Annotated in this window: 24 protein-coding genes; 17 read left to right on the top strand and 7 right to left on the bottom strand. The window is 51.3% G+C overall.

Annotation, left to right across the window (positions count from 1 at the left end):
- The first annotated feature begins 70 nt into the window (after positions 1-70).
- Positions 71-1627 carry a M20/M25/M40 family metallo-hydrolase gene (locus CRO74_RS21740; RefSeq protein WP_097128896.1) on the top strand — a complete coding sequence of 519 codons (1557 nt, stop codon included), beginning with the start codon at positions 71-73 and terminating at the stop codon, positions 1625-1627.
- A 316-nt stretch (positions 1628-1943) separates the two neighbouring features.
- On the top strand, positions 1944-2174 hold the full coding sequence (locus CRO74_RS21735; RefSeq protein ID WP_097128894.1) for a DUF4834 domain-containing protein: 231 nt from the start codon (positions 1944-1946) through the stop codon (positions 2172-2174).
- 142 nt (positions 2175-2316) lie between these two features.
- Here CRO74_RS21735 and CRO74_RS21730 read toward each other — a convergent pair whose 3' ends face one another.
- Together CRO74_RS21730 and purN are read right to left on the bottom strand one after the other, a co-directional pair.
- A complete protein-coding gene (locus CRO74_RS21730; protein WP_097128892.1) occupies positions 2317-2703 on the bottom strand; it encodes a YbjQ family protein in 387 nt (128 codons plus the stop codon).
- Entirely contained in the window at positions 2700-3281 is a 582-nt protein-coding gene (gene purN, locus CRO74_RS21725) for a phosphoribosylglycinamide formyltransferase (protein WP_097128890.1), read from the bottom strand. The genes CRO74_RS21730 and purN overlap by 4 nt, the downstream gene beginning before the upstream one ends.
- A 155-nt stretch (positions 3282-3436) precedes the next feature.
- Between purN and CRO74_RS21720 the strand changes: the two genes are divergently transcribed.
- From CRO74_RS21720 to CRO74_RS21695, 6 genes are all read left to right on the top strand, one after another.
- A complete protein-coding gene (locus CRO74_RS21720) occupies positions 3437-4063 on the top strand; it encodes an ABC transporter ATP-binding protein (protein ID WP_097128888.1) in 627 nt (208 codons plus the stop codon).
- A gap of 35 nt (positions 4064-4098) precedes the next feature.
- On the top strand, positions 4099-4803 hold the full coding sequence (locus tag CRO74_RS21715) for a peptidylprolyl isomerase (protein WP_097128886.1): 705 nt from the start codon (positions 4099-4101) through the stop codon (positions 4801-4803).
- Positions 4804-4891: 88 nt separating this feature from the next.
- Positions 4892-5791 carry an SDR family oxidoreductase gene (locus CRO74_RS21710; RefSeq protein ID WP_097128884.1) on the top strand — a complete coding sequence of 300 codons (900 nt, stop codon included), beginning with the start codon at positions 4892-4894 and terminating at the stop codon, positions 5789-5791.
- Between the two features lie 22 nt (positions 5792-5813).
- Positions 5814-6746, top strand: a complete 933-nt coding sequence (locus CRO74_RS21705) for a glycosyltransferase family 2 protein (protein ID WP_097128883.1) — start codon at positions 5814-5816, stop codon at positions 6744-6746.
- On the top strand, positions 6743-7264 hold the full coding sequence (locus tag CRO74_RS21700; RefSeq protein ID WP_097128881.1) for a dTDP-4-dehydrorhamnose 3,5-epimerase family protein: 522 nt from the start codon (positions 6743-6745) through the stop codon (positions 7262-7264). Before CRO74_RS21705 ends, CRO74_RS21700 begins: the two co-directional genes overlap by 4 nt.
- 4 nt (positions 7265-7268) lie before the next feature.
- On the top strand, positions 7269-7529 hold the full coding sequence (locus CRO74_RS21695) for a DUF167 domain-containing protein (protein WP_097128879.1): 261 nt from the start codon (positions 7269-7271) through the stop codon (positions 7527-7529).
- Positions 7530-7611: 82 nt separating this feature from the next.
- Here the strand turns inward: CRO74_RS21695 and CRO74_RS21690 are convergent, their stop codons facing one another.
- Together CRO74_RS21690 and CRO74_RS21685 are read right to left on the bottom strand one after the other, a co-directional pair.
- A complete protein-coding gene (locus CRO74_RS21690; protein ID WP_097128877.1) occupies positions 7612-9144 on the bottom strand; it encodes a SusD/RagB family nutrient-binding outer membrane lipoprotein in 1533 nt (510 codons plus the stop codon).
- A gap of 41 nt (positions 9145-9185) precedes the next feature.
- Positions 9186-12371 (bottom strand): SusC/RagA family TonB-linked outer membrane protein, encoded by a 3186-nt coding sequence (locus CRO74_RS21685; RefSeq protein WP_097128876.1) that lies wholly within the window; start codon positions 12369-12371, stop codon positions 9186-9188.
- 470 nt (positions 12372-12841) lie between these two features.
- Between CRO74_RS21685 and CRO74_RS21680 the strand changes: the two genes are divergently transcribed.
- The 8 genes from CRO74_RS21680 (at position 12842) to CRO74_RS21645 (ending at position 21031) form a co-directional block, all read left to right on the top strand.
- Positions 12842-13663 carry a phytanoyl-CoA dioxygenase family protein gene (locus tag CRO74_RS21680; protein WP_097128874.1) on the top strand — a complete coding sequence of 274 codons (822 nt, stop codon included), beginning with the start codon at positions 12842-12844 and terminating at the stop codon, positions 13661-13663.
- Positions 13664-13676: 13 nt separating this feature from the next.
- Positions 13677-14903 (top strand): sterol desaturase family protein, encoded by a 1227-nt coding sequence (locus CRO74_RS21675; RefSeq protein WP_097128872.1) that lies wholly within the window; start codon positions 13677-13679, stop codon positions 14901-14903.
- A 110-nt stretch (positions 14904-15013) separates the two neighbouring features.
- Positions 15014-15637 carry a redoxin domain-containing protein gene (locus CRO74_RS21670; protein ID WP_097128870.1) on the top strand — a complete coding sequence of 208 codons (624 nt, stop codon included), beginning with the start codon at positions 15014-15016 and terminating at the stop codon, positions 15635-15637.
- A 61-nt stretch (positions 15638-15698) separates the two neighbouring features.
- Positions 15699-16571, top strand: a complete 873-nt coding sequence (locus CRO74_RS21665) for a DUF1684 domain-containing protein (RefSeq protein ID WP_245877941.1) — start codon at positions 15699-15701, stop codon at positions 16569-16571.
- 34 nt (positions 16572-16605) lie between these two features.
- On the top strand, positions 16606-17772 hold the full coding sequence (locus CRO74_RS21660) for a methionine aminotransferase (protein ID WP_097128866.1): 1167 nt from the start codon (positions 16606-16608) through the stop codon (positions 17770-17772).
- 114 nt (positions 17773-17886) lie between these two features.
- On the top strand, positions 17887-18450 hold the full coding sequence (locus tag CRO74_RS21655; protein WP_097128864.1) for a carboxymuconolactone decarboxylase family protein: 564 nt from the start codon (positions 17887-17889) through the stop codon (positions 18448-18450).
- Positions 18443-19246 carry a mycofactocin-coupled SDR family oxidoreductase gene (locus tag CRO74_RS21650; protein ID WP_097128862.1) on the top strand — a complete coding sequence of 268 codons (804 nt, stop codon included), beginning with the start codon at positions 18443-18445 and terminating at the stop codon, positions 19244-19246. The genes CRO74_RS21655 and CRO74_RS21650 overlap by 8 nt, the downstream gene beginning before the upstream one ends.
- A gap of 156 nt (positions 19247-19402) precedes the next feature.
- On the top strand, positions 19403-21031 hold the full coding sequence (locus tag CRO74_RS21645) for a DUF8728 domain-containing protein (protein WP_097128860.1): 1629 nt from the start codon (positions 19403-19405) through the stop codon (positions 21029-21031).
- A 133-nt stretch (positions 21032-21164) separates the two neighbouring features.
- Here the strand turns inward: CRO74_RS21645 and CRO74_RS21640 are convergent, their stop codons facing one another.
- From CRO74_RS21640 to CRO74_RS21630, 3 genes are all read right to left on the bottom strand, one after another.
- Positions 21165-22856: a tetratricopeptide repeat protein gene (locus tag CRO74_RS21640; protein WP_097128858.1), complete on the bottom strand. Its 1692-nt coding sequence runs from the start codon at positions 22854-22856 to the stop codon at positions 21165-21167.
- A gap of 125 nt (positions 22857-22981) precedes the next feature.
- The gene (locus CRO74_RS21635) at positions 22982-23200 is read right to left on the bottom strand and encodes a hypothetical protein (RefSeq protein WP_097128856.1); all 219 of its coding nucleotides are present in this window, start codon (positions 23198-23200) and stop codon (positions 22982-22984) included.
- 130 nt (positions 23201-23330) lie between these two features.
- A complete protein-coding gene (locus CRO74_RS21630; RefSeq protein WP_097128854.1) occupies positions 23331-24242 on the bottom strand; it encodes a DUF8428 domain-containing protein in 912 nt (303 codons plus the stop codon).
- Between the two features lie 284 nt (positions 24243-24526).
- On the opposite strand from CRO74_RS21630, the gene CRO74_RS21625 reads away from it, so the two are divergent.
- Entirely contained in the window at positions 24527-25921 is a 1395-nt protein-coding gene (locus CRO74_RS21625) for a TIGR00341 family protein (protein WP_097128852.1), read from the top strand.
- The last annotated feature ends 6 nt before the right edge of the window (positions 25922-25927 follow it).

Raw genomic sequence — 25927 nt, 5'->3', positions numbered from 1 at the left:
CGCTGAGATGGCCGGAAGGTCGGCAAGCCGTTGTGGTTTTTTGTACTTTTACGCCGTCAACCCGTTCATCATGCAATCATCCTCTATTCTTAATTTACTGGCCGCTCTGGCGCTTACAACAGCGTCGGTACAGGCGCAGAACCGACCCGCCAAAGCGGCCCCTTCGCGTTCGGTGGTTACGACGCCAACAACCAAACTTCCCGAGTTCAGCCTGTCGCGGGCTGAGGTCGAAGCGCATATGCGGTTTCTGGCATCCGACGAGCTGGAAGGTCGCCGAACGGGTGAGCAGGGCAACCGGGTAGCAGCCCGCTACATTGCCGAGCAGTTTCGGCAACTGGGTCTCAAACCGGCGGGTACTGTAGATAATAAGCCGGATTATTTTCAACCCATCAGCTTCGAGCGCGTTAAAGCGGCCAGCAGCGGCACCATGCTCATCGGTAAAGATACGCTGCATCTGGGCAAAGAACTGGTGGTGATGGCAGGCGGTCCAACAACGCTTTCGGGGGAGGTAGTTTACGTTGGGTACGGCCTGACAGACGGTGACGATGGTTATAAAGGGCGCGATGTAAAAGGCCGGATTCTGGTGGCGCAGGGTGGGTCGCCCGATGCCAAAGGTCCCCGTGAAATCTTCAGTGCTGCGGCTGCCAAGCGTAAACTGGCCTCCGAAAAAGGCGCTACCGCCCTGATCGAACTGTATAGTGAATCCATTCCCTGGGGCTTTGTCAATCAGTATTTCAACCGCGAACAGTTGTCCGTTGCTAGTCTGCCGGAAGGATCTGCACCCGTCACGCATCTGTGGGTCAACAACGCCAACAACCAGTACAAACAACTCAAAGAAGCAGGCCAAACCGTTACCATCCGTACATCCGGCCGCCCGCGTACCATGACGACCTCGGCCAATGTGGCGGGTATTATTGAAGGAACCGACGCTACCCTTAAAGATGAATACGTAATTCTGTCCGCCCACTTCGACCACATCGGCGTGGGTAAACAGAGTGGCACGCCCTACCAGCCCGGCGACAGTATTTTTAACGGGGCGCGGGATAACGCCATGGGCACTGTGGCTATTTTAGAAGCGGCCAAGGCATTGTCGCAGCAACGTCCCAAGCGGTCGGTGCTGGTGGTTGCGCTGACGGGTGAGGAAGTAGGTTTGCTGGGCAGTCGTTATTATGCCGACCATCCGCTCGTACCCTTGAAACAGACGATTTTCGACATGAATATTGATGGCGCAGGCTATAATGATACCACCATCGTATCGGTAATTGGGCTGGAACGAACGGGGGCTAAATCAGAAATCGAAACAGCGGCTAAAGCGTTTGGCCTTGGTATATTTGCCGAACCGGCACCCGAGCAGGGCTTATTTGATCGGTCGGACAACGTAAGTTTTGCCGCCAAAGGTATTCCCGCCCCTACGTTCTCTCCCGGTTTTAAATCCTTCGATGAGGCCATTCAGAAATATTACCACCAGGCCATCGACAATCCCGAATCGCTGGATTTTGGATATACGCTGAAGTTCTGTCAGGCGTATGCCTACGCAGCCCGCCTGATCGCCAACCGGGCCACGCGCCCGCAATGGTCGGTGGGGGATAAGTACGAAGCAGCCGGAAAAGCGTTGTACGGACAGTAGAGACGCAACTCTTCGCGTCGTTGGTTGCGATGATGTTTTAGTGTGATGTCGGGTCCTCAGACCCGACATTGCGAGGTTTCTCAAAACCTATAGGTTTCTCAAAACCTATAGGTTTTGAGAAACCTAACCGGGCAGGTTTTAGAACCTGCCCCCACTGCCAATCACGATCGGCGCTACAGGAATTAGTAGAGTTCGTAAAAATCGGCTTTTTACTGTGATTGGTCATGGACAGTTCATCCACCATATAAGCCGACTATCACACCGGAAAACTAAACGAGCTGTCGCAACGTTTATTTACCGATAAAGACAACCAGACATGTTATTCAAATATCTGTTCATCATCACCCTCGTCATTCTGTTTGTGCCGCCGGTACGCCGGTTTGTATTTTACCTGCTCGTTGGCCGACAGTTGGTTAAGCAACAAAAGCAACAGGCATCAACGTCGGGCAGAACCCGGGAAGGTGAAGTACGGGTAAACACAGCGCCCAAAAAAGGCGATTCGTCTTTTACGGGTGGAGAGTACGTCGATTATGAAGAAGTGAAGTAATAGTTTGTCACGCTGACGAAGGAAGCATCTTCGAGCGAAACCATTTAGTTAGGTTACCGAAGATGCTTCCTTCGTCAGCATGACAAAACAGAGAAGCCCGGCACACGTCCATTACGTTGCCGGGCTTCTCTGTTTTGTCGGATTACTGTTCTTCTTCCTTTTTGTATTTGACCGCCAGCCCCGTCATCAGGTATCCGTTATCGGTCATGGAGGTGTAGTAGGTATAGCGAACAGAAACCAGGGCATCGGCACCGAGTTTTTTGGCCTGTAGCGTCAGGCGGGCCAGCATCAGTTCTTTCTGCTGCATGTCGTTGCCCCGGCTGAGCATCCGCCTGTTTCCCGATTGCCGGGCTTCCAGAGGTACCTCGCCTTTTATTTCCAGATCCTGCAATGGAGCAAAAGGTCGTTCGGGTCGTTGTGTATCATAAAACACATCGACCGGGTAGTTGGGCTTGTTTTGCAGGTAAACGGCGGGCGTGAAACAGCCGGTCAAACTAAGTAAACACAGTACAAAAGCCAGCTTCTTCATGGTTGGGTGGTCATTGATGTCAAAACGTCGGCAACGACTGATGGGTAGTGGGTGTGTTCCAGCGCCTGTACCTTCCGGGCAATGTCGTCCGGCGTATCGGTTGGCGATACCGGGCAACTCGCCTGAAAAATAATTTGTCCTTCGTCGTATCGTTCGTTCACGTAGTGAATCGTAATGCCCGACTCGGTTTCTCCGGCGGCTGCAACGGCCTCGTGTACAAAGTGGCCGTACATACCCTTACCACCAAATTTAGGCAATAACGCCGGATGAATGTTAACTATTTTATTCGGAAAAGCCCGTACCAGATCGGCGGGCATCAGCCACATAAAACCGGCCAGTACGATCAGGTCAATCTTCTGATTAAGAAGCAACTGGGTAATTCTGTCGGTATCGTAAAACGTCGTCCGGTCGAAAAGGACTACCGGAATGTGCAGACGCCGACTGCGTTCGATAACGCCCGCTTTGGCGTTGTTCGAGACAACCAGCGAGACGTCCACCCCGGCGTTATCGGCAAAATACTCAGCTATTTTTTCGGCATTGGAGCCGGAACCGGAAGCAAACAGGGCGATGCGTTTCAAGGTGGTAAAGTATTCGAGTGGGTAAGTTCCTGTAGTGTCGGGTTCTAAAACCCGACCTCCTGCCGCATAATTGTGCCGGGTTTACGAACCCGACACCACAGGCACCGTCAAAATTACAACTTTTACCTATTTTTGTGGGTACTCGCTCTACTCCAATGCTGGCAACTCATCAACTTAGGTTTGACTACGGCTCTACCAAACAGTTCACATTTCCCGATGTTCACTGCGCTGACCGCGAAGCTCTGCTGGTTTTAGGGCAGTCGGGTACGGGAAAAACGACGTTTCTACATTTACTGGCCCTCCTGCTGACGCCTAAAAGTGGGTCTGTACTGATCAACCAGACGGATTTGACGAAGCTGAGCGCGGCCGAAACCGCAGCCTTCCGGGCCAAGAATCTGGGCATCGTTTACCAAAAGCCTCATTTTGTCAGTTCCCTCTCGGTAATGGACAATTTGCTGATGGCGAATTACCTCGCGAACAAACCACAGGACAAAGCCCGCGCCCGGGAGCTGGCCGCTCAGTTGGGGTTTGGCGATCATCTGTCGAAAAAAACAAATCAGCTTAGTCAGGGAGAACAGCAGCGGGTGAGCATTGCCCGCGCCGTGATGAATCAGCCCAATGTCATTCTGGCCGATGAACCAACCTCCAGCCTCGACGACGAAAACACAAGTCGCGTGGTTTCGCTGCTGCGGCAGCAATCGGAACAGATCGGGGCCAGTTTGCTGGTGGTAACGCACGACCAGCGGTTAAAAGATGCCTTCGAAAATCGGGTAAATCTGTAATATTCATCCGGCATCGTCGGTACGACAAAAACTATATGCATAAATTTCTCCTGTTGTTTTTATTGATTCCGGCGCTTGCCATTGGGCAAAATCGGAAGAAGAAGGATTACCTCGTTTCGCTCACTACCCCATACGGAACCATGCGGCTGGTGCTCTACGACCAAACGCCGAAGCATAAGGAAAACTTCATCAAGCTCGTCAATCAGAAATTCTACGACAGTCTGTTGTTTCACCGGGTTATTCCAATGTTCATGATTCAGGGGGGTGACCCCAAATCACGCAGGGCAGAGGCCGACCAGCCTCTCGGTAATGGCGACATTGGCTATAAAGTCCCGGCCGAATTTGTTCCGGCGCTATTTCATAAAAAAGGAGCCCTGGCCGCTGCCCGCGACGGTAATCCCGAAAAAGCATCGAGCGGTTGCCAGTTTTATGTTGTACAAGGCCGCGTTTGGGACGATGCCGGGTTGCAGACCCAGGTAAGTCGCATCGAAACCATGAAGGGGCATATGCCTACAGAGGAGCAGACGCAAGTCTATAAAACGCTGGGAGGATCACCCCATCTGGATGGCAATTACACCGTTTTCGGGGAGGTTATCGACGGGTTGGCGATCGTCGACAGCATAGCCAAACAACCCCGCAACGAAATGGATCGCCCCGAAAAAGACGTTCGCATGAACATGACCGGAGAGTGGGTGAAGAAAAAGAAAATTACGAAGCAGTACGGATATAAATACATGTAGAGACGCAATACCTTGCGTCTCAGTCGCGTCAGCTAAAATCATCCGGCTGCTGAGACGCAAGGTATTGCGTCTCTACACATAGACAATTATGAAAAAAATCCTCCTCACCGGTGCCAATGGGCTACTGGGCCAAAAGTTGGTCGACCTGCTTACAAAGCAACCTAATGTTGAACTGATCGCCACCGCACGGGGCGAGAATAGACTCCCGTTTTCGGATGGGTACACGTATCGGGCCATGGACATTACCGACCGGCAACAGGTGCTGGATGTAATTGGTGATGTGCGGCCGGACGTAGTTATCCACGGTGCTGCCATGACCGATGTGGATAAGTGCGAAGTTCAGAAAGACGCCTGCTGGGCGCAGAACGTGCACGCTGTCGAATACATCATTGAAGCCTGCAAAGCCGCCAACGCCTTTCTGGTTCATGTGTCGACTGATTTTATTTTCGATGGTGCCGCTGGTCCCTACGACGAAACGGCTGAGGCAAACCCCATTAGTTTCTACGGATGGAGCAAGCAGGCGGGTGAGTCGGCCGTGCGGCATTCGGACATCCGATGGGCCATTGCCCGGACAGTGCTCGTGTACGGTATTGCCCACGACATGAGCCGTAGCAACATCATCCTGTGGGTTAAAAAGTCGCTGGAAGACGGGAAGAATATCAAAGTAGTAACCGATCAATGGCGTAGCCCAACCCTGGCCGAAGACCTCGCAATGGGATGTTTCCTCATTGCCGATCAGGAAGCGGAAGGTATTTTCAATATTTCGGGCAAAGAAGTACTGACGCCTTACGAAATGGCCATTCAGACCGCCGATTATTTCAACCTCGACAAATCACTGATTACCCAGGCCGATGCGTCGACGTTTACGCAGGTGGCTCGTCGTCCGCCCCGTACCGGCTTCATTCTCGACAAAGCGCAGACGGTACTGGGGTACAAACCGCACAGCTTTTCCGAAGGTATTGCCGTTTTGGCCGGGCAACTGAAATAAGGCTCAGTCAAGTAGGCAAACCATGTTGGAAAATTCGACCCTCAAGCCGGTTGTAACCGTCATTATGGCGACTTACAACCGAAGCAATATACTGCACTACGCGGTTCAAAGTGTCCTGCGGCAAACGGAAACCAACTGGGAGTTACTGGTTATTGGCGATCACTGCACGGATGACACGGAGGCCGTGATGGCTTCATTCACTGATCCACGCATTCGGTTCATTAATCTGGAAACCAACGTAGGTGAACAATCCGGGCCTAATAATGTGGGTTTGCGGCAAGCCAGAGGAGAGTACATCGCCTTCCTGAATCATGATGATATGTGGTTTCCGGACCACCTTGCGGTGTGTCTCACCACTCTTCGTACCCAACAGGCGGATCTTGTATTTGCTATGGGAGCTGTTATCATGCCGGAGGAAGAAATTGCCCTGGTGGGTATTCTGCCCGACAATCGATACAAGCCTGTTTACTTTGTGCCGGCATCCAGCTGGGTTTTTCATCGTTCGGTTGTGGATGCGGTGGGCGAATGGTATTCCTATAAAAAGTTATGGTTAGTACCATCGCATGACTGGCTTCGTCGGGTGGATCGAAAAGGGAAAACGATTTCAATAATTCGGCAATTGACGTGGCTGGCCATTCCCTCAGGAGCCCGTAAAAATTCATATCGCGAACGACAGTCGCGGGAGCATGACTACTATTTCAATGAACTGTGTACCAATCCTGCTTTTAAAGAAAGCCTATTGGCTCGGGTAGCCGTGGCATTCTTGGAGAAAGAGAACCGCTTCGAGGGAGTTGGAATGATTTGGCAGGGGCTGAAAAATATCGTCAAGAAACAGGTAATTGCCGCTGGATTTTTACCCCTTGAGTTGCGGTTGATGTGGCAATACCGCCGAAAAGGAGAGGGGCTCAATTATTTGCGCAGTATGCGCGGACTTCCTAAACTTAATCAAAAATGAATGATTGGTACATTGACGGTTTACAGAAAGATAAACAGAGTATAACGGCCGACTGGATGATGCACCGTCAGTCGCTGATTGCGGGTGTTGAGGTACGTGAGGTGAAGAATGTCATCAAAAGCAACGGCTATTTAACCGAGATATACCGAAAAGACTGGCAATTGGACGATTCGACGGTCGACCAGGTGTTTCAGATCATGATGCAGCCGGGCGGAGTCTCCGCGTGGCATGCTCATGAATCGACAACGGATCGACTATTCGTTACGTTAGGTACTATGAAAATCGTTTTGTACGACTCTCGCCAGGATTCACCCACCTTCGGGCAGATAAACGAGTTTCTCGTCAGTGATTTACGCCCACAGCTGATATCGGTCCCTCCACAAGTTTGGCATGGTGTCAAAAACATAACTGCCAGCGCTGCCCTTATGCTTAATATGGTCGACAAAGCGTATCAATACGACGATCCGGACCATTGGCGTGTACCCGCCGATAGTCCCGCGATCCCCTATACACTTTAGTCCCGTGATACTCCATTTAAAAGCAAAGCCCGGCAGTAAGGTTGACCAACTGTTCTACGATGCCGCCGGGCAGCTCAATGCCAAGATCAGGGCACCGGCACAGGATGGGAAAGCCAACGCCTACCTGATCGAGTTCCTGGCGAAGCAACTGGGTATCCCTAAATCGGGTGTGACCATTGTAGCCGGGTTCACTAACCCACACAAGCGTATTGAGGTGGATGTGCCGGAGGATGTACTTACGCGGTTTTTGGCGGAGTTAGTGTAGCCGGGCCGATGCTCGGTACGACAAAAGGAAGGCCCGACTACGTGTAGCCGGGCCTTTTCATTAGATTAGATTGGTCAATAGCTTACTTTTTATCCCACCAAACGCGGGTGTCCAGATCATCGGGACCCTGCCGCGAAACGGCTTCCTGCCGGTTGGCGGTATTCACCGCAATTTCGGAATCAGGGTAGGATAACCGATTGATGAAGCTGCCTTTGATCTCCTTGCCCGGATAGGGGTTAGGCGTCAGGGTCGGGAACCCACTCCGCCGGAAATTGGCGAACACCTCGGGGCCGTTCAGGAAAGATGCTACCCAGTATTGAGTGTTAATCAACTCCAGACCCTTTGCCGCACTGTACGGATTCTTGGCCAGATAGGCGGTGATATCGGCATCAGCTACCAGCGATGTGGCACCATAATCGCCCAACTGTCTCATGTGTGCTGTAACCCCGGCGTTATAAAAGTCGGTTGCATTGCCGGTTGTCCAGGTGCGCTGGGCGGCTTCGGCCAGCAGAAGCTGCGTTTGTGCGTAGGTGACCAGATAGCAGGGTGCAAACTGGCTGCCCATGCGGGTCCGGTCTAACTGGCTGTAATCGTAAAAACTGGCTAGTCCATCGGCGGTTGCTCTCGCCGGAATGGTTCCGTTATCAAAACCGAGCGGCATGCCTATTTGGGTAGCCACTTCACGATTGGCTCTGGCGGCCGTTTGCTCAGGTCCACTTTTGGCACCTACATACCGCACCGCAATGGATACCAGACGTGGATCGGACGTTGATTTGAGGTAATCCACAAACGTCTTGGTCAGGTAGTAGTTGGCCGCTTCGGTCGAGTTGACAGTGACGCCCACGCCGTTAGTGTAGTTGGCATTGTTGCGAATAACAGCATTGTCGGCGTTGGATTGCATCAGGCCACCGGCAACGGCTTTCTGAACGGTCGACTGCGCCAGTGTCGGGTTTACTTTCGACAACCGCATGCCTACCCGAAGCAGGAGCGAATTGCCAAATCGTTTCCACTTCGTGATATCGCCACCATAGGTAACTTCACCGGCCTCCGTTGCTTTCGACGCATCCAGAGCGGCCGTTGCTTCGGTCAGCTCCTTAATAAGGTCGTTATAAATGCTCTCCTGCGTATCGTATTTTGGCGTTACATTGTTCGAGATGTAGCCAATGCCAGCCTGGCTGTACGGCACGTCGCCATAGGTATCGGTCAGTACCGAAAACGTATATGCTTTCCAGATGCGGGCCATGTTGTATAGGTTGGCCCGGTTGGGATCGGCTTTGGTCTGGTTGATCACGTCGACCAGATACCGAACGACGTTCTGGTAATACTGCCGCCAGATGCCCCCGTTGACACCCGATGGCCCCCGGTTGTCGATGTTGTAATTGCCCCCGGCAACGATGCCTGAGTTTGGCGTGAACATCTGCTGAACGATAGGCTCCTCGAAGGTCAGTATACTGCCCGGAAACGAGGTGCTAATCATGGCATTGTTAAACGTAAATACCGGGTTGAGTGCCGTGGCCGCTGTTGGGTTGACGTTTAGCTCATCGAACCCTTTGTCGCAACTGCTTGTCGAAAAAAGCAGGGCAACCAGGGGTATATATAAAAGTATTTTTTTCATGGAAGTAATAAGATTTTTGGTCCCTTTAGAGCGTGGGGCTTTTAGAATTTGACATTCAGGTTAAAGCCAATGCTGCGCGTAGTTGGCAACCCGGTTGATTCCAGACCAATCAGGTTGTCGGAGCTGAAGCCAAACTGCTCGGGGTCGATGTTGGGTACCCATTTTTTGATAATGGCTACGTTGTTGGCTACGGCACTTAACCGAATACCTTTGATAAACAACGTCTTGGGGAGCATCTTGGTGAAATCGTAGCCCAGGCTGATCTGGCGAAGTTTCCACAAGCCAGCATCGTATACGACTTGCTCGCCCAAGCTCTTGGAACGGCCTACCGAATAGTAATCCTGCACAAATGCCCGAACGGCGTTCACTTCGCCTTTATCATTCACGCCAACACCCACCATTTTGTTATCAGTTTCGCCCCGGCCTACCAGTGTTTCTTTCTGTAGTCCATGACGGAAGGCGTTCAGGTTGGTACCCGAAATCATTTTGCCACCCAGTTTAAAGTCGATCAGGAACGACAGGTTTAGACCTTTGTAGTTGACCGTATTGGTGATACCGCCGGTGTACTTAGGCAGGGCCGAGCCAAACGAAATGGGAGCCGGTGTACGCACGGGCAGACCATCGCCCCCGTGAACGATTTGACCCGCTGCGTTACGCACGTAGCCAAAACTGTATAACTGGCCGAGTTCTTCACCCACAACCTGCCGCAGGTCGCCCACGTAAATACCGTTACCAACTACAATCTGTTCGCCCAGTTTGTCGGTCAGCAGTTTGAGCAGTTTCGTTTTGTTGTAGGCCCCGTTCAGGGTAATATCCCAGGAGAAGTCCTTTGTGCGAATGGGCGAGAGGTTCAGTAATACCTCGATCCCCTGGTTCTGGCTCTGACCATTGTTGATCAGCGTGCTGGTATACCCGGAGGCATCGGACGACTGGGCCTGTACGATCTGGTCGCTGGTAATCTTGCGATAAACGGCCATGTCCAGGCCAACCCGGTTGTTAAACAGCTTCAACTCCAGGCCCACCTCGGTTTCGGCGGTACGGCTGGGCTTGAGGGTGGCGCTGGGTACGGTGCTGGACGTAATGTTACCCACGGGCTGTCCCAGACCTGCCGGATTGGGGAACAGGTTGGCGTTGACCGAGTAGAACAGGTTATTCGAGTAAGGTGCCACGTCGCCGTCACTACCGACTTCCGCATACGCTGCCCGGATTTTACCGAAGTTGATAAAGGAGGGCAGGTTGTCGAAGGCCTGCGAGAAGACGAAGCTACCCGTTAACGAGGGGTACAGAATGCTGCGATTGGCTGGTGAAAGGGTAGAGAACCAGTCGTTCCGCACCGTTCCGTTCAGGAACAGAACGTCTTTGAACGAGAACTCAGCCGCCGTGTATAACGAATTCACTTTTCGCTCGCTCAGGCCATACGTGGGGTCTTTAACCCGTCCATTCTGCGGTACGTATAAGCCCCGCACAATGAAATCCGTTACCTGTACACTGTTGAGATCGCTGCGACGGTATAACTGGTTGCCACCAACGGTGAGGTCGATACCAAAGGCACCAAACTTATGATTGGCACCAATCAGGAAGTCGGCGTTGATTTCGCGGAAACGGCGGGCGTCCTGCACGTAAGCCCCGTTTACGAAACCGGCCGGTGCCGCTGCCAGCGAAGCCTGCCCCGTTGGGAAGTTATAATCCTGATCGCGCGACCAGTAATCCTGTCCAACACGACCCTGCACATACAGCCAGTCGGTCACGTTGTAGCGAGCCGTGAGGTTGCCAAACAGGCGATCCCGCCGAATGTTCTCAAACTTGTTGTTGAGCACAAAGTAAGGGTTTGTGCGGTTCATGAAACGCGAGTATACAAACTCGTTGCCTGTGGCCGGGTTGATCTGGTTGGCTTCCAGCACGTCCAGCGGCATGGAGTTAGCCAGGGTATAAATAACCGTTGGCGTACTGTTGTCCTGCTGGGCAATCTGGGGCGGGTTTTTGTTGTACTCGTTCGAGTAGTTGATCGTTCCCGTAACGGTTAGCCGTGGCGACAGATTATAACTGAAACCCAGGTTCATCGTCTTCCGGTTAAAGGTGTTATTACGCGTAATGCCTTTGTTGTCCAGGTTGGCGATCGACAGGTTGAAGCCGCCTTTTTCGCTACCCGACGATACCGAAATGGAGTTGGTCCAGGTAGAACCATCACGGTAGAAGGTATTGATCCGGTTCCGAACGGGCGCGTAGGGCACCGTTACGCCCCCAAATAGTACTTGTGTCTGACCGGCAAACTTCTCCCCGAAACTCCATACGCCCGATGTTGAGTTGGCCGCCGTTGGCCGCGTACCGTATTCACCCTGTCCGTATTCATACTGGTAATCGGTAAAATCCAGCGGGCGATCTGTCGTAAAGTTGCTGTTGAAGGTTACGCCAATACCCTGGCCGGTACCTTTGGTTTTGGTTGTGATCAGGATGGCACCGTCTTTAGCGCGGGAGCCATACAGCGCTGCCGCCGTACCACCTTTCAGTACGGTCATGCCTTCGATATCGTCCGGGTTGATGGACGAGAGACCGTCGCCACCGTCGGAGTAGTTCCGGTCGCGGTTACCGATGGAGTTGTCGCCACCGGTGTTGCCGTTGTTCTGGCCGAAGTTGGTGTTGTCGATGGGGACACCGTTCACAACGATAAGCGGGCTGTTCTGGCCGGAGAAGGACGACTGACCCCGAATACGAATTTTACTCGTTCCGGCGGCACCCGTACCCAGGCTGCTGATGTTCACCCCGGCAATTTTACCCTGTAAGGCGTTGATGAAGTTAACGGTACGGTTGGTAGTTACCTGCTCGGGGTTGACGATAGCCGTAGCGTATCCCAGTCGTTTGGCTTCTTTCTTAATGCCAAGCGCTGTTACAACCACTTCGCTCAGGTTCTGATCAGCTTCCTGAAGGGTCACGGTTAGCTGCGTTTGGTTACCGATGGTTAATGTTTGCCCGGCAAAACCAATGGCGCTGAACACCAGCGTGGCATTGGCAGGTACATTAAGGTTGAATGAACCGTTGGCATCGGTTGTGGTACCTAATTGAGTATTTCTAACTAATATAGTTACTCCTGGAATTGGCTGTTGGTCCTTGCCAGCTATAACCCGGCCCGTAACGCGCCGATCCTGTGCCAGTGCAGTATGGCTGATCAGGAAAGTAACCCATACCGCTAGTATACAGGCACTAATCCTCGTTCGTAAATTGTGTTCCATTTTAAATTAGATTGGTTTTAAGTTTTGGCATTCAGATTAATCCAAAAATTTCTTTTTTAAATTACAGAATTGCAAAGGTAATAAAATGATGTATCTACGGTGGATTTTTTATACATAAAACGTGGATTTTCTAAGGCTGAATAAAAATTTGGAAATATTAAAATAGATATTCACCTTTGCCTACCAGATAAGGGGGGTAATACCTCATTTTAGATTCGTTATCGTATGAAATTTTACCAACAACACGCTCATTTATGCGTAAACGCCCATTCGGTATTTCCTCTCCTGGACAGGATGATGGACATGTGTTGTTGTTGAATCGCCAATTACCTTCTATACGCTTCTGAACAGATAATCCCTTTTTTCAGTAATCTTAAATCCTCTTTTTATTAACCATATTACTATACTTATTCTGTATAGTAAATAGGAAAATGAATTAATTAAATTAACTGACGCTAATAAACATTCTCATGGTAGCCATATCTGACAAACGGATTGCCACACAACCAACGCAACTCTTAACGGCCGACGAACGGGCCTTTTTTGAAAAGAATGGATTTCTCCACATCAAAAACTTTGTAAGCCGGGAAACGGTACAGCTTTTTCTACACGAATTGCAACAGGTGGAGGCTGATTGGTTGGCTGAGGAGGTCGATAAAATCAATGGTACACCCATCAAATATGGTCGGGACGAAAACGGCCAGCCCATTGTTCAGCGGTTTGCGTTTGCTTCGCTTTTCAGCCCCGTACTGCACGAGTTTTTACAGGATGAGCGCTTGCATGAACTGACGCAGTTATTACAACCGTATAGTGGCCGCATTGGCGAAGAAGAGAAAGATGGGCTGGTTGTCAATCACTACGTCCGCACACCCGAGAGTAATTTTTCTCGCATGGGCTGGCATACCGATAGCCCGCGCGATTTGTTTCTGGGGCACCGTATCCGGCCGATGCTCAACATTGGATTGCACCTCGACGATTGCCCCATGAGCAATGGCGGTTTGCGGGTATTGCCGGGTACGCACAAGCAAAATACCCTGATGACGCTGTTTCGTAAACGACAGTTCATCGATCACCGCCCTGATCCGCGCGAAGTTGGGTTCGACATCGAAGCGGGCGACCTGACCATCCACAACGGTAGCCTGTGGCATCGCGTTGAGCAATCGCCCAACATCGGGGCCGCCAGTCGTCGCCGGGTCATGTATATCCCGCTGGTGACGGGTGAGTACCAGCCGAAAAATGCCGCTAGTAAGACGCCGTTCTATCATCGGTTAGGGGCCAAAATTTTCCGTTAAACCAATACTTACTATGCAGTTCAACTGGCTTGCTTTAGCGGTTCCATTCTTTCTGTTCTGCATAGGCGTGGAATACCTGGTGGCGAAAAAACAGCAGAAGAACTACTTCCGATTCAACAGCTCGGTGGCGAACCTGAACGTGGGAGTTGCCGAGCGTTTGCTGGATATTTTTACCACCGGTGCCTTCTATTTCGTGTATGACTATCTCCATCGGCACTACGCTCTGTTCGACATTCGGGCCAACGTGTGGGGGTGGGCCGGGTTATTGATCGCTACCGATTTTATCTGGTACTGGTACCATCGGCTGGCGCACGAAATCAATGTATTCTGGGCGGTTCATGTTGTGCATCACCAGAGTGAAGAGTTCAATTATACCGTCTCGGCGCGCATTACGGTGTTTCAGGCGGTGGTCCGCACGGGTTTCTGGGCAATATTACCCATCGTTGGTTTTCCGGCGGAGATGATTACGGGGGTGTTGCTGCTGCATGGGTTGTACCCGTTTTTTATTCATACCCGCACCGTTGGGAAGCTGGGCTGGATCGAATATGTATTCGTAACGCCCTCGCACCACCGGGTACACCACGCCAGTAACCCACAGTACCTCGACAAGAATTACGGCGACATGTTTATCATCTGGGACAAGCTGTTTGGCACTTTTGCCGAAGAAGGGGAGGAGCCCGTGTATGGTCTGACAAAACAGCTTGATAGCTATAGCTTTTTATGGCAGCATTTTCAGGGCTGGCTCGAACTGGGTGTAGCCGTACGACGGGCAAGAGGCTGGCGGGCGAAATTGTCCGTATTGTTCGGTCGGCCGGATACCATCGATACAAGAATTCGTCCTGATCTGGAGCGTCAGTTTCTGTCGGCCGATGCTGCTGGGCGCTCGGCTACCCATAATAAAAGTCGGCGGTTCAGGGGGTATGTCGTGGGGCAACTGGCTGGTACGTTGCTGATTCTGTTCGTCTTTCTGTTGGTTGAAAAGAGCGTACCCGGTTATCTTCAATTATTCACCGCTTTGTTTATTTTACTGACGGTAATCAATTGTGGCGCGTTACTTGAACAGCGTCGTTGGGTGCTGTACCTCGAAATCGGGCGCGTGGCGGTGCTGTGGGTGGTGTTGTACGCGCTGCTGGGTTACCCAATGCTCATTGTCCTGGCCTACATTGGCGGGCTGTCCATCTGGGCTTATTTTTCCTTTGTTCAAAAACGTTATTTTCAACTGGTGTACGGAAGTTCCTAAACCTTAGAACTAATCTCGTACCAGACAGCAAGATGCTGTCTGTAGGTGTAGTCCATCTTCCGCAGACAGCAAGATGCTGTCTCGTACAAAACCTGTAAACGCAAATACACATGACACTCGAATTTCAAAATGAATTAGGCGACATTCGCTCGATAACGACCCAATCCCGCGATAAATCAGTTTTGGTAAAGCCATTACTTACGGGCGATACAGCACCGTTTTTCAGCCTTGCCGGTGCGCCAAATAATTGGCGGGCCTCGGACTTTGGTCAGAAGCTGCCCGAAGAGGCTACATCCATTCTGGATCTGGTGAATGCCCGCCCGCTGGTGGTGAGCTTTTACTGCCCTTGCTGGGGGCGTTATGCCCGGCCGTATCTTGAGTCGCTGGTGCGGCTGAATCAGGCATTGCTGGCCACTGATGCGGAACTGGTGGTGTTTTCCAACGAATCACCAAGTATATTGTCCCGTCAGGTAGGTGGGCTGGATTTTCGGGTAGCGTACGATGCCGAGTCGACGGTTGCCCGGCGGTTTGGTGTCTATAGTGAAGATTATCCCGTTTGGGAGCGTATTTCGGGAATCTCGGAAGAGGCCTTCACGCCCGCTTTGTACGTAATTGGGCAGGACCGCCGGATCGCTTATCATTTTCTGGATGAGAATTTCGATCGGGCGCTCGATGCCGAATCCATCGTTTCTGTTGTTCATCATCTTAACCAGGTGCATCATGAAGTTTATTAATCAGCCTGTCGGCCCTTTAAATAACTACTCGCGGTGTTTTTTTTGCTTATGGTTTCTGGCTATGGCTGCTTCTGTCGGCTGGCGTAATCCCGATGGCCCATCGTACAAAGAACAGATCGACGCCTGGCATCAGACGCGTATTAACTCACTCAAAAGCGAAACCGGCTGGCTGAATCTGGCCGGCCTGTTCTGGCTCGACAACGGGAAGAATTCGATCGGGCGCGGCACAGACTTTGCTGTTTCCTTTCCGGTTGCCGACGCTCCGGTTGATTTAGGTACTCTTTATCTGGAGAAAGAGTCGGTTCGTTTTGTGCCAAAAGCAGGTGCATCTGTTTCGGCTGATGGGAAACCCATTACCGAGCCGCTGGTCATTTTTACCCACAATCAGAAACCGGTGGTGCTGGCGCACGGCTCACTCCGCTGGTTTATCATCAGGCGGGGATCTAAATACGGCGTTCGGCTTCGGGATCTGGACAGCCCGAATCTAAAGGAATTTCAAACCATCGACCGCTATCCCGTGGATGAAAGCTGGCGGGTAAAGGCGCGCCTGGAAACGCCCACGACGCCTACGACCATCCCGATCATCGATGTGCTGGGTCTTACGTCCCAGCAACCCCTGGCGGGTACGTTGGTCTTTGAACGGGCCGGAAAAACGTATCGGCTGGATGCCGTTGAAGAAGGTGACAAGCTCTTTATCCTGTTCGGCGATCCGACAAACGACCACGAAACCTATGGTGCCGGCCGGTTCCTGTATGCCGACAGGCCCGCTTCGACGGGTGCAACGAGTGAGAACAGACTGATTATTCTTGATTTTAATCAGTCTATCAACCCACCCTGCGCCTTCACGCCCTACGCTACGTGCCCGATTCCGCCAAAGCAGAACAAGCTGGCGATCGCCGTAACGGCGGGCGAAAAACGATACGGTGAGCATTGAGGGGGTGGGTATTTTGTATAGTTATTGACTTGTGATGAGTATACCGACAACAACAAGGGCCGCGCTTGCCTCCAAATTGCCCAATGTAGGCACCACGATATTTACGGTCATGTCGAAGCTGGCGACAGAAACCGGTGCCATCAATCTGTCGCAGGGATTTCCCGGCTTCGACTGCTCGCCCGAACTGGTATCGCTGGTTGAGAAGTACCTCCGAAACGGGTTCAACCAATACGCACCCATGACCGGCGTTCCGGCCCTGCGGGAAGCCCTGGCCCAGAAGACCTTTGCCGAATACAACGTCGCCTATGACCCGGAATCGGAAGTGACCATCACCTCCGGCGCTACCGAAGCTATCTTTGCGGCCGTTGCCGCCGTTGTTCGCCCAGGCGACGAAGTGATCGTGCTGGAACCCGCCTACGATAGCTACGTTCCTGCCATTGAACTCAACGGGGGAATACCTGTTTATGTCACGCTGACCCCGCCCGATTACGCCATCGACTGGCAGTTGGTTAGCGAAAAAATTACGGATAAAACCCGGCTTATTCTGGTTAATACACCCCATAACCCAACCGGTTACGTCTGGACGGCCGACTATCTGAACCAACTGGCAAACCTGGTTCGCGACCGCAACATCTGGATTGTGAGCGATGAAGTGTACGAGCACATTCTGTTCGACGGACGGAAGCATCTCTCCCTCATGACCCATCCCGAACTTCAGGAGCGCACCTTTGTAGTGGGATCGTTTGGTAAAACCTTTCACGTTACCGGCTGGAAAATAGGTTATTGCCTGGCGCCGAAAGAATTAAGCACTGAGTTTCGAAAAATCCACCAATACTTAACCTTCAGTACCGTTACACCCATTCAGTACGCGCTGGCCGATTACCTGAACGAACCTGCTCATTACCATGAGCTACCCGATTTTTACCAGCGCAAGCGCGACCTGTTTCTGGCCGGTCTGGCAGGTTCCCGCTTTACGTTCAAGCCCGCCGAGGGCAGCTTTTTTCAGACCGTTTCCTATGCCGCCATCACTCAGGAGCCCGATTATGCCTTAACGATCCGCCTGACGAAAGAAATCGGCGTGGCGTCGATTCCCATTTCGGTGTTTTATAACCAGAAGAACGACTATAAAATGATACGATTCTGCTTTGCTAAGAACGACGACGTGTTGATCCAGGCGGCCGAACGCCTGAGGGGTTTATGAGCGCACCTTTCTATACCATTAACGAGTAAATAACCATGAATCAACCGATCGACTGCCCTGTTGATGGGGTACAGGTAAATGAAAATAAGGTATGATCCAACAATAGCAACTCGAATGCCACGTATTACACCGCTCCACAAAAACGAAGCAACGGCCGATGTGCAGGCCGCTTTCGATGCGCACGTTGCCGACCATGCCGCTAGCCGCATCACCAACATGAAAGCGACGCTGGGACGGTCGTTGCTGTCCTTCCAGATTTACATGCAGTGGTATCCACTGTATGAAGAAGTGAAAGCCATTGTGGGTAACCGGCTGGCGTATCTGTACGCGCACGCTATCTCGGAAGGCTCCGACTGCCCCGTGTGTACGACTTTTTTTCGGCGAATTATCATCGACAACGGCGAACGGCCCGAGGACGTACAGTTGACCGAGAACGAGCAACAACTCGTTACCTTCGGTAGTACCATTGCCCAGCGTAAAGGCGAGATTCCGGACGAACTGTACGCGCCCATTGCCGACCGATTCACGGATCAGCAGATTGTTGTGCTGGTGGCCTTTGCCGGGCAGATGATCGCTACAAACGTGTTCAACAACGTGCTGAACGTCGATGTCGACGAATACCTGTACCCCTATCTACCCCTAACTCAACCCGAAAACCCCACCAACACGCATGTCTGATTTACATGGGAAAGTAGCCTTTATTACCGGAGCCGCTCACGGGCAGGGCCGGGCTGTCGCGCTGGCATTGGCCAGGGAAGGCGTTCACATCGTCGCTTTTGATCTGGCTAAACCACTGGCGTATCCTGGTTATGCGCTTGGCTCCGAGAGTGAGCTGGATTCGCTGAAACGAGAGGCAGAAGCAATGGGTGTGTCGTGCCTGATCGCGCAGGGCGACGTTCGGCGGGATGCGGATATAAAACGGGCTGTCGATGAGGCCGTGGGTACGCTGGGGCGGATCGACATTCTTTTTAACAATGCAGGTATCTGTGCGTACGGGCTGGTGCATGAATTACCCGAAGAAGAATGGGACGCCATGCTCGATATTAACCTAAAGGGAGCGTGGCTGGTCGCCAAACGGGTAATTCCAGTTATGATGGCACAGAAATCGGGGGTGATTCTCAACAATTCGTCGATTGCCGGACTCCGGGGCAAGAATCGCCTTAGCCATTACGCGGCTTCGAAATGGGGGCTCGTCGGCCTGACAAAATCGTGGGCTATCGAGTTAGCACCGTATACTATCCGGGTCAATTCCATTCACCCGACGGGTGTCAACACGCCCATGAACGATGGTTTGGCCGAACTGGAAGGTACCACCACGCAGGAAATTGCCGAGCGCTCGGCAGGTAACCTGCTGCCGGTACCCTGGGTAGAGCCGGAAGATGTATCGGCAATGGTGCTTTTTCTGGTGTCCGATAAGGCACGTTACGTGACCGGCTCCCAGTTTGTACTAGACGCCGGGCTACTGACACGTTAAATCTCAGTCTGTAAAAAAACAGGTACTCAGTATATATTTTTGTATTTTAGGTAACAAGTAATTATAAAAATATATAATTTATATACTTAATCATTACCTAATATAGCTTACTAAGTCTTATTATTGAAGTGAAATACCCAATACGTAACTAACTTCATGAATAAGTCTTATAACAAACTCAGCTTATCCATCGGTAGATGGGTACTTTTTAGCATCGTTGTCTCAATCACACTAGGTTTTGCCTTTTACACAAACCATGCCTGGGAGGATTGGTACATGACATTTCGAGCCAGTAAAAACTTGGCGATGGGAAATGGGCTTGTTTTTACGCCCGGAGAACATCTTCATACATTCACCTCTCCGCTGGGAACCCTCATCCCGGCTCTCCTGAGTTACTGGGTTGGTCCCACTAACGATGAGTTAGTTCTTTGGCTATTTCGGATCATTAGTGCCAGTCTATTAGGTTTTTCGGCCATGCTGTTACTCAGGTGTGCCCGAAAGTCGGTTCAATATGCGCTTCCCGTGTTTATGGTGGTAGCCGTTTTAGCGCTCGATGCGAAAATTATCGACTATTCCATAAACGGTATGGAAACGGCGTTTATGGTTTTTTTTCTGTCGTTGCTAATCTATGCGCTTACCGTTCCGCTCCATAATCCGGTTTACTGGCTGGCACTCGCGATTGCTGGTTTGATGTGGAGCCGCCCTGATAGTTTTGTGTATATAGGGTCTGTTATGATTGGGATTTTCCTGTTCAATCCCCAAAGTCGACTGGCGCGTTCGCGTGCTGAGTGGCTTTCCTATTTTGTACGGGCCGGTTTGTGGGGCCTGGTTCTGTATCTGCCCTGGGTAGTGTGTGCGTGGTGCTATTATGGAACCCCCGTCCCCAACACCATTACCGCAAAGGGGCTTGGCTACTTTGATGCTTTAGCGCTGGCAAAAGAATTCATCCTGTTTCCGGTTACGTCGTTATTTTCGATAAACAGTCTTCAATTAACATTTGGGCCTGCTTACATGAGTTTTGGCGGCTGGAATCTGCTCATTCCGTTGTTTAGTAAACTGCTTACGTTCGTTGGCATTAGTTACTGGATGCTGCCGTTTGCCCGGCGGGCTGTTCGTCCGTGGTCATTTGCTGCGTATCTGGCACATTTTTACCTGAGCTACGTTCTACCCACCGCCGAGCCTTGGTACATACCCAGTGTTACTGTGCTGTGTACATGGGCATTGGCCCTAGAGTTTAACCACTTCATCGATTGGGTATGTCAAAAACGACCGACGTTTATCCCTGCCATAAAGAGCATCACGGTAACGGTAATTGGGTTTCAGTTGATCGTTCTGGTGTGTGTAGCCTATCAAATGCGGGTTCAGCAGCAGCTTATTGAAACGACCAATCGGAAGAGCATTGGCCTCTGGTTAAATGAGAATGCTAAGTCAGGGAGTACTGTTTATCTGGAATGCCTCGGCTATATTGGTTTTTACTCCAATATGAAAATGTACGATTTTCCGGGGCTCTCATCAAAAGAGGTGGTTGAAGCGCGTAAAACGTTGAAAAGTAATGACCTGAATAAACTTGTTCCCTATCTAAAGCCGGATTATCTGGTGCTGCGTCCAGTCGACCAGATTAATACGAGCCTGAAGGAACAGTATGTACAGGTGAAGCGGTTCGATGTATCCAGCCTGGTGGATAGTTATCCTTTTTTACCCGGTCGGGGTTATCTTCAGTTCGACCAGACGTTTACCGTCTACAAACGCAAAATCTCTATAGATCAAGTACTTACTCTGAAGTAATTGGCCATTGCTGTTTCGCTTTACCAACCCCATGACGTAATGGGATAAGCGTTAACAACACCGTTATAGACGGGCAAGGGGCCCAAGGATCGTTTAAGATCCTAGGGCCCCTTGCCCGTTTCTTTAATTATGTTTACTGACTATCGGTATCGGTAGAGCTGGCGATTTTGGCTAAGTCCTTGTTTTCGGGGAATAGCGCCAGTCCTTTGGTGAGCCACTCGTTGCGGGCGGTTTGATCTTTCGTGACCAGTTCGTTGTACGAAATCAGGTATTTGAAGGCCAGTACGAGGTCATTCTTATACCGTTTCTGTTCCTCTTCCTTGTCGGCAATCATGCCGATAAACTGCTCGAAATACGGTTTGGCCTTCCCCTTCATCACCGCTTCTTCGGGCGCATAAGCATAGTAATTGGCTTTGGCCCGGTAGAGTACCGTTGGGGCGTAATCGGGCGATCCCTGCTGAGCCAGTGCCAGGGCGGAGTCGGCCAGGGCGAACCGGAGGGTGTCGCGTTCGAGTTTACCCGAACTATCCCGTTTGAACCCGAGGGTGTAGTTGCTCATACCGTACCGGAACAAATCCTGCACGTCGGCTTTGAAACCGTGGTTAGCTGCCGAATCCAGAATAGCGACGGCTTCGGGGTGCTTTTTGGCCCGGTAGTAATACTTGGCGATGTCGCTGTACAGATTGTCTGTCGTATCGAAGGGCGCTGCTTTGGCGAGGTAGACCGCGCCTAAAGAGTCATCGCTGGTGCTGTCGGTAGCCATGTACGCCCGGCCGAGGTACTTATAATCGTCCGGCATGGCTTTGTCTGGTGCTTTTTCCAAGAACGTATTGATGTTCTCGATGGCCTTGTCAGGTTGTTTGAGCGACGAGTACGCCCAGCCTTTTATGCGGTACACAATGGGGTTCTGACCCAGGGCCGTCCGGTTACTATCGATCAGGGTTACGGCCCGCTGGAAATCGTTGGCCAGAAAATGAAATTGTGCCTGACGCAGCAACGTTTCCTGCCGGGCATCGTGTGAAACCCGAACGTACTGGTCAATGTAGTTAGCGGCTTCTTTGTAGCGGTTGACCAGAAAGTACAGTTCGGCGAGCTGGTTATAGGCCGGGGCATAGCCAGCATTGGCCTCAATGGCTTTCTTGTAATTCTCCACGGCCAGATTCAGGTTGCGGCCCTGCCAGTAAATATCGCCGATCCGCTGGTACACCCGCGATGGGTTCATGCCCAGTTCAAGAGCACTTTCGTAGCGGGTAACGGCTGTACCGGCATCCTTGTTCAGGTAATGGGCATCGCCCAGGGCCAGTTGAATCGCTGCGTTTTTCTTGTCACGTTCGGTGGCCTGATTGAGGTAGTCAATGGCCCTGGCGGCATTGACCGCTTTGGCGTAAACGGGTTTTATGGACCCATTGCCAGGGCTCAGGTAGCCCGTGTACGCTTCGCCGATCCGGTACAGAATATCGGCATTTTTACTTTTACTCTTCTTAAGAACTTCGGCCAGTTTAGGCTCGGCATTGGCCGCATTGTTTTCTACCAGATAGCTGATAGCCACGCCGGTTTCGTTGAGTGGCGTGCGCTTTTCATCCATCGGCAGGCCTTTTGTAAACCAGATACGGGCCGAATCGGGCTGACCCGAACGTAGGTATCCGTAGCCCGCATCGAAGAGGCTTTGCATCGACGGACTCTGCTGAGCATTTCGGTTCAGTAGTTGCTTGGCCTCCGTAAACTGGCCAAGATTCATCAGGGTGTTTGCGTCGGGCGCAGGCTCCTGCGCCAGAGCTCCTACAGATAATCCCGACAGAAGTAAGGTTTTTATGTACGTTCTCATGTTGCGTTTAGGTTTAGCCTTCCTATCATGATTGATCTGCTGAAGAAGGCATAAGCAAGGTGCAACACAGAACTAAGAGAGGTCTTAAGGATTTCTTAGAATTGCCTTAGAAGAGTACGTTTAGATTACCCATCTACCTGTTCGGCCTGATACCCCGCCTTTTGAACCGCTTTCATAACCACATCGGCAATGCGGTTGTCGGTAGTTTGTACGGTCAGAAGGTTATCGGGCGCTTCGGTAGCGATGTTCCAGCCATCGACCTGCTCAATATCATTGAGGTTCAGCGTAACGGCGGCTACATCGTCGCTCGATTTAATGTTGGTCTTGAAGTTTAGTGTCTCCATGTCGTTGAGTTGATTATGTACCAAACAGCCTCTGGCTGTTTGAGTGGTTGACTGGCATGATGGTTATCTATTCGTCATATTGTTAAGGGATGTCCTTTCCACAAACAGCTAGAAGCTGTTTGGTACGTAACTAAAAAAAGAGAAAGCTGTCGCGGAACTGGAAGGTGACTGCGCCCAGATACGCATTTTTGGTAAATACCGCTGCCCGATAGCTACCGGGTTTAAGCGTTCCGGCCGGGCTAAGACTAAATAAAATTCGCTGTGGCTTTAGGCTAAAGTTCACCTTCTGCACTGCATGGACGGGTATCACTTCATTGACATCGGCCAGCGAAACCGTCATATCACGCAGCGGTTCGGGTACGGCATTTTGCTGGTTGTCCGTCAGGCTCAGATACACATCCTGTGAGCCCTCCAGCCGTAACTCGGCGGGTATATCCAGCGAAATAGTCAGCGTGTGTACTTTCTTCGCTTTCGCCGTTTCTTTCCGGTTGGTCTTGGTGGCTACGACCAGAAAGGCATCGCCCGTAACCGCCGATTCCGACACTTTTGTGAGCAGCGAGGAGTTGAGGGTATTCACCTGTTGCTGTAGTTCCTTATTCTGACTGAGCAGCAGGTTGTTCGAATTAGTAAGCCAGTTCAATTTATCCCGGATAGCTTCCATTTGGTTTTCCAGGCTATCGCGCAGGACGGTGAGTGTACTTACGTTTTGATGGAGCTGCCGGATCGTGTTGCCGGTGCTGGCAGTACGCTGCCGTAATCCATTCAACTGCTGGTTGCGGGAAGCTACTTGTTCGTGCACGGCAGTGAGCCGTTCATTGAGCCATTCGTTTTCGTCGGCAGCCGTTTCCAACTGACTTTCCAGACTGCGTAGGTCGCCTTCCAGCCGTAGTTTGGCGGAAAACAGCGAATCCGCTCGTTGTTCGTTCAGGTCGTTTTCTTTACGCAGCGTTTGGGTACTCTGCCAATAGTAAAAACCAAAGGCTACAAGAAGCGCAGTCAGCATGGCGAGTACGCCGGTTAACAGGTTGTTTCGTTGTGCCATAGCCTTATTTGTCAATAGTGTTTTTCAGTCTTGTTGCCTGTGTAAAGCTGGCAGAGTCGTGTTATAGGCTGCTTAAGGAAAACTTAAAATCTGCTTAGAGAATGTACACAGACTGATGAGCTAGCCCATGTTGTATCACTGGCTGAAACCCTTGGGTACGCTGTGAGGACAATGGCGTAGGGTAAATAAGTCTACCCAAACGAATGAATTTTGGTAGTTTACCCTAATTTTCGTGTAGAAAACCGGATAGCCGGTTACATTGCCCTGACCTTTACTCGACTGTTATGCTTGTCAATGATCCTAATCTGCGTCGCACCAAACGTTCGGACACTATCGCCCAGATTGGCACTTTCCTGCGCGAACGGTTTAGTCTGGAAGAGGATAAAGACGATCAGGACGGTGTGGTTCAGTCGATCAGCCGGGGTATCGAGTTCAGGGGAATAAATCTCTGGACACTCATTTTTGCCATTTTCATTGCATCGATCGGCCTTAACGTCAACTCTACGGCGGTTATCATCGGGGCCATGCTTATTTCGCCGTTGATGGGACCCATTATGGGTATCGGGCTGGGCGTAGGAATCAACGATCTGGCCATGATTTTGCAATCGTTGAAAAACCTCAGCATTGCGGTCGTTATCAGCCTGATCACCTCAACGGTTTATTTTCTGATCAGTCCTTTACACATTGCCCAGTCTGAACTGCTGGCCCGTACGTCGCCCACCGTATGGGATGCCTTCATTGCTTTTTTTGGTGGGCTGGCCGGTATTGTAGCGGGTTCACGACGCGAAAAGATCACCAATGTCATACCGGGTGTTGCCATCGCAACGGCGCTGATGCCGCCCATCTGTACAGCGGGTTATGGTCTCTCCATCGGTAACCTGTATTATTTCGCCGGTGCTTTTTACCTGTTCCTCATCAACAGCGTTTGTATCAGTCTGGCTACGTTCCTGATTGTCCGGTTTCTGGATTACCACCAAAAGGAATATCCAACACCGGAGGTGGAACGGCGGGTTCGGCACACGATCTGGGTGGCAGTTTTAATTGTGGTTGTACCCAGCACCTACCTCGGGTATCAAATTGTCCGGAAAACGATCTTTGAACAGTCGGCCAAGCGCTTTGTGACCAACGAATGCAATTTTCAGTTTCGACAGGTTATCAAATACGATGCTCATTTCAGCCGAAAGCAGAGTCGGCTGGAGTTAACGCTGGTTGGCGAGCCATTGCCCAAAGATTCGATCAACCTGTTAACGTCAAAGATGGTTGCTTATGGGTTGAACGATGCCCAACTGGTGGTGCGGCAGGGTACGTTCAAGGATGCTGCCGTGGATGTCGATGCTATCACCAACTCCGTCACCGACCAGGTAGTTCGGTACAATCAGGCGTCGATTGCCGTCAAAGACCAGACCATCGATTCGCTGCGCCGGTACATAGAACAGACACAGTCCGATCAACTGCCGATACCTGATTTGCGCAATGAACTTAAAACTCTCATGCCCGATGTCAGGACGTTTACCGCAGCGCGGTCGCTGGTAATGTCTGGCAATAGTCAGAAGCCGGATACGGTTATGCTGGTGTATGCCCGATTTTCCCGGCGGCATACGGCGGCTGAGCGGAAGCGCATTGAAAACTGGTTACAAACACGTACGAAAAGTAAGCGGATTAAGCTGTTGATTGAGTAAGGAGCG

Origin of the sequence: Spirosoma fluviale (assembly GCF_900230225.1) — a bacterium.
Classification (GTDB): Bacteria; Bacteroidota; Bacteroidia; order Cytophagales; family Spirosomataceae; genus Spirosoma; species Spirosoma fluviale.
Note: the sequence above shows the minus strand (reverse complement) of the source record. Positions and strands in the feature narration are given on the sequence as shown.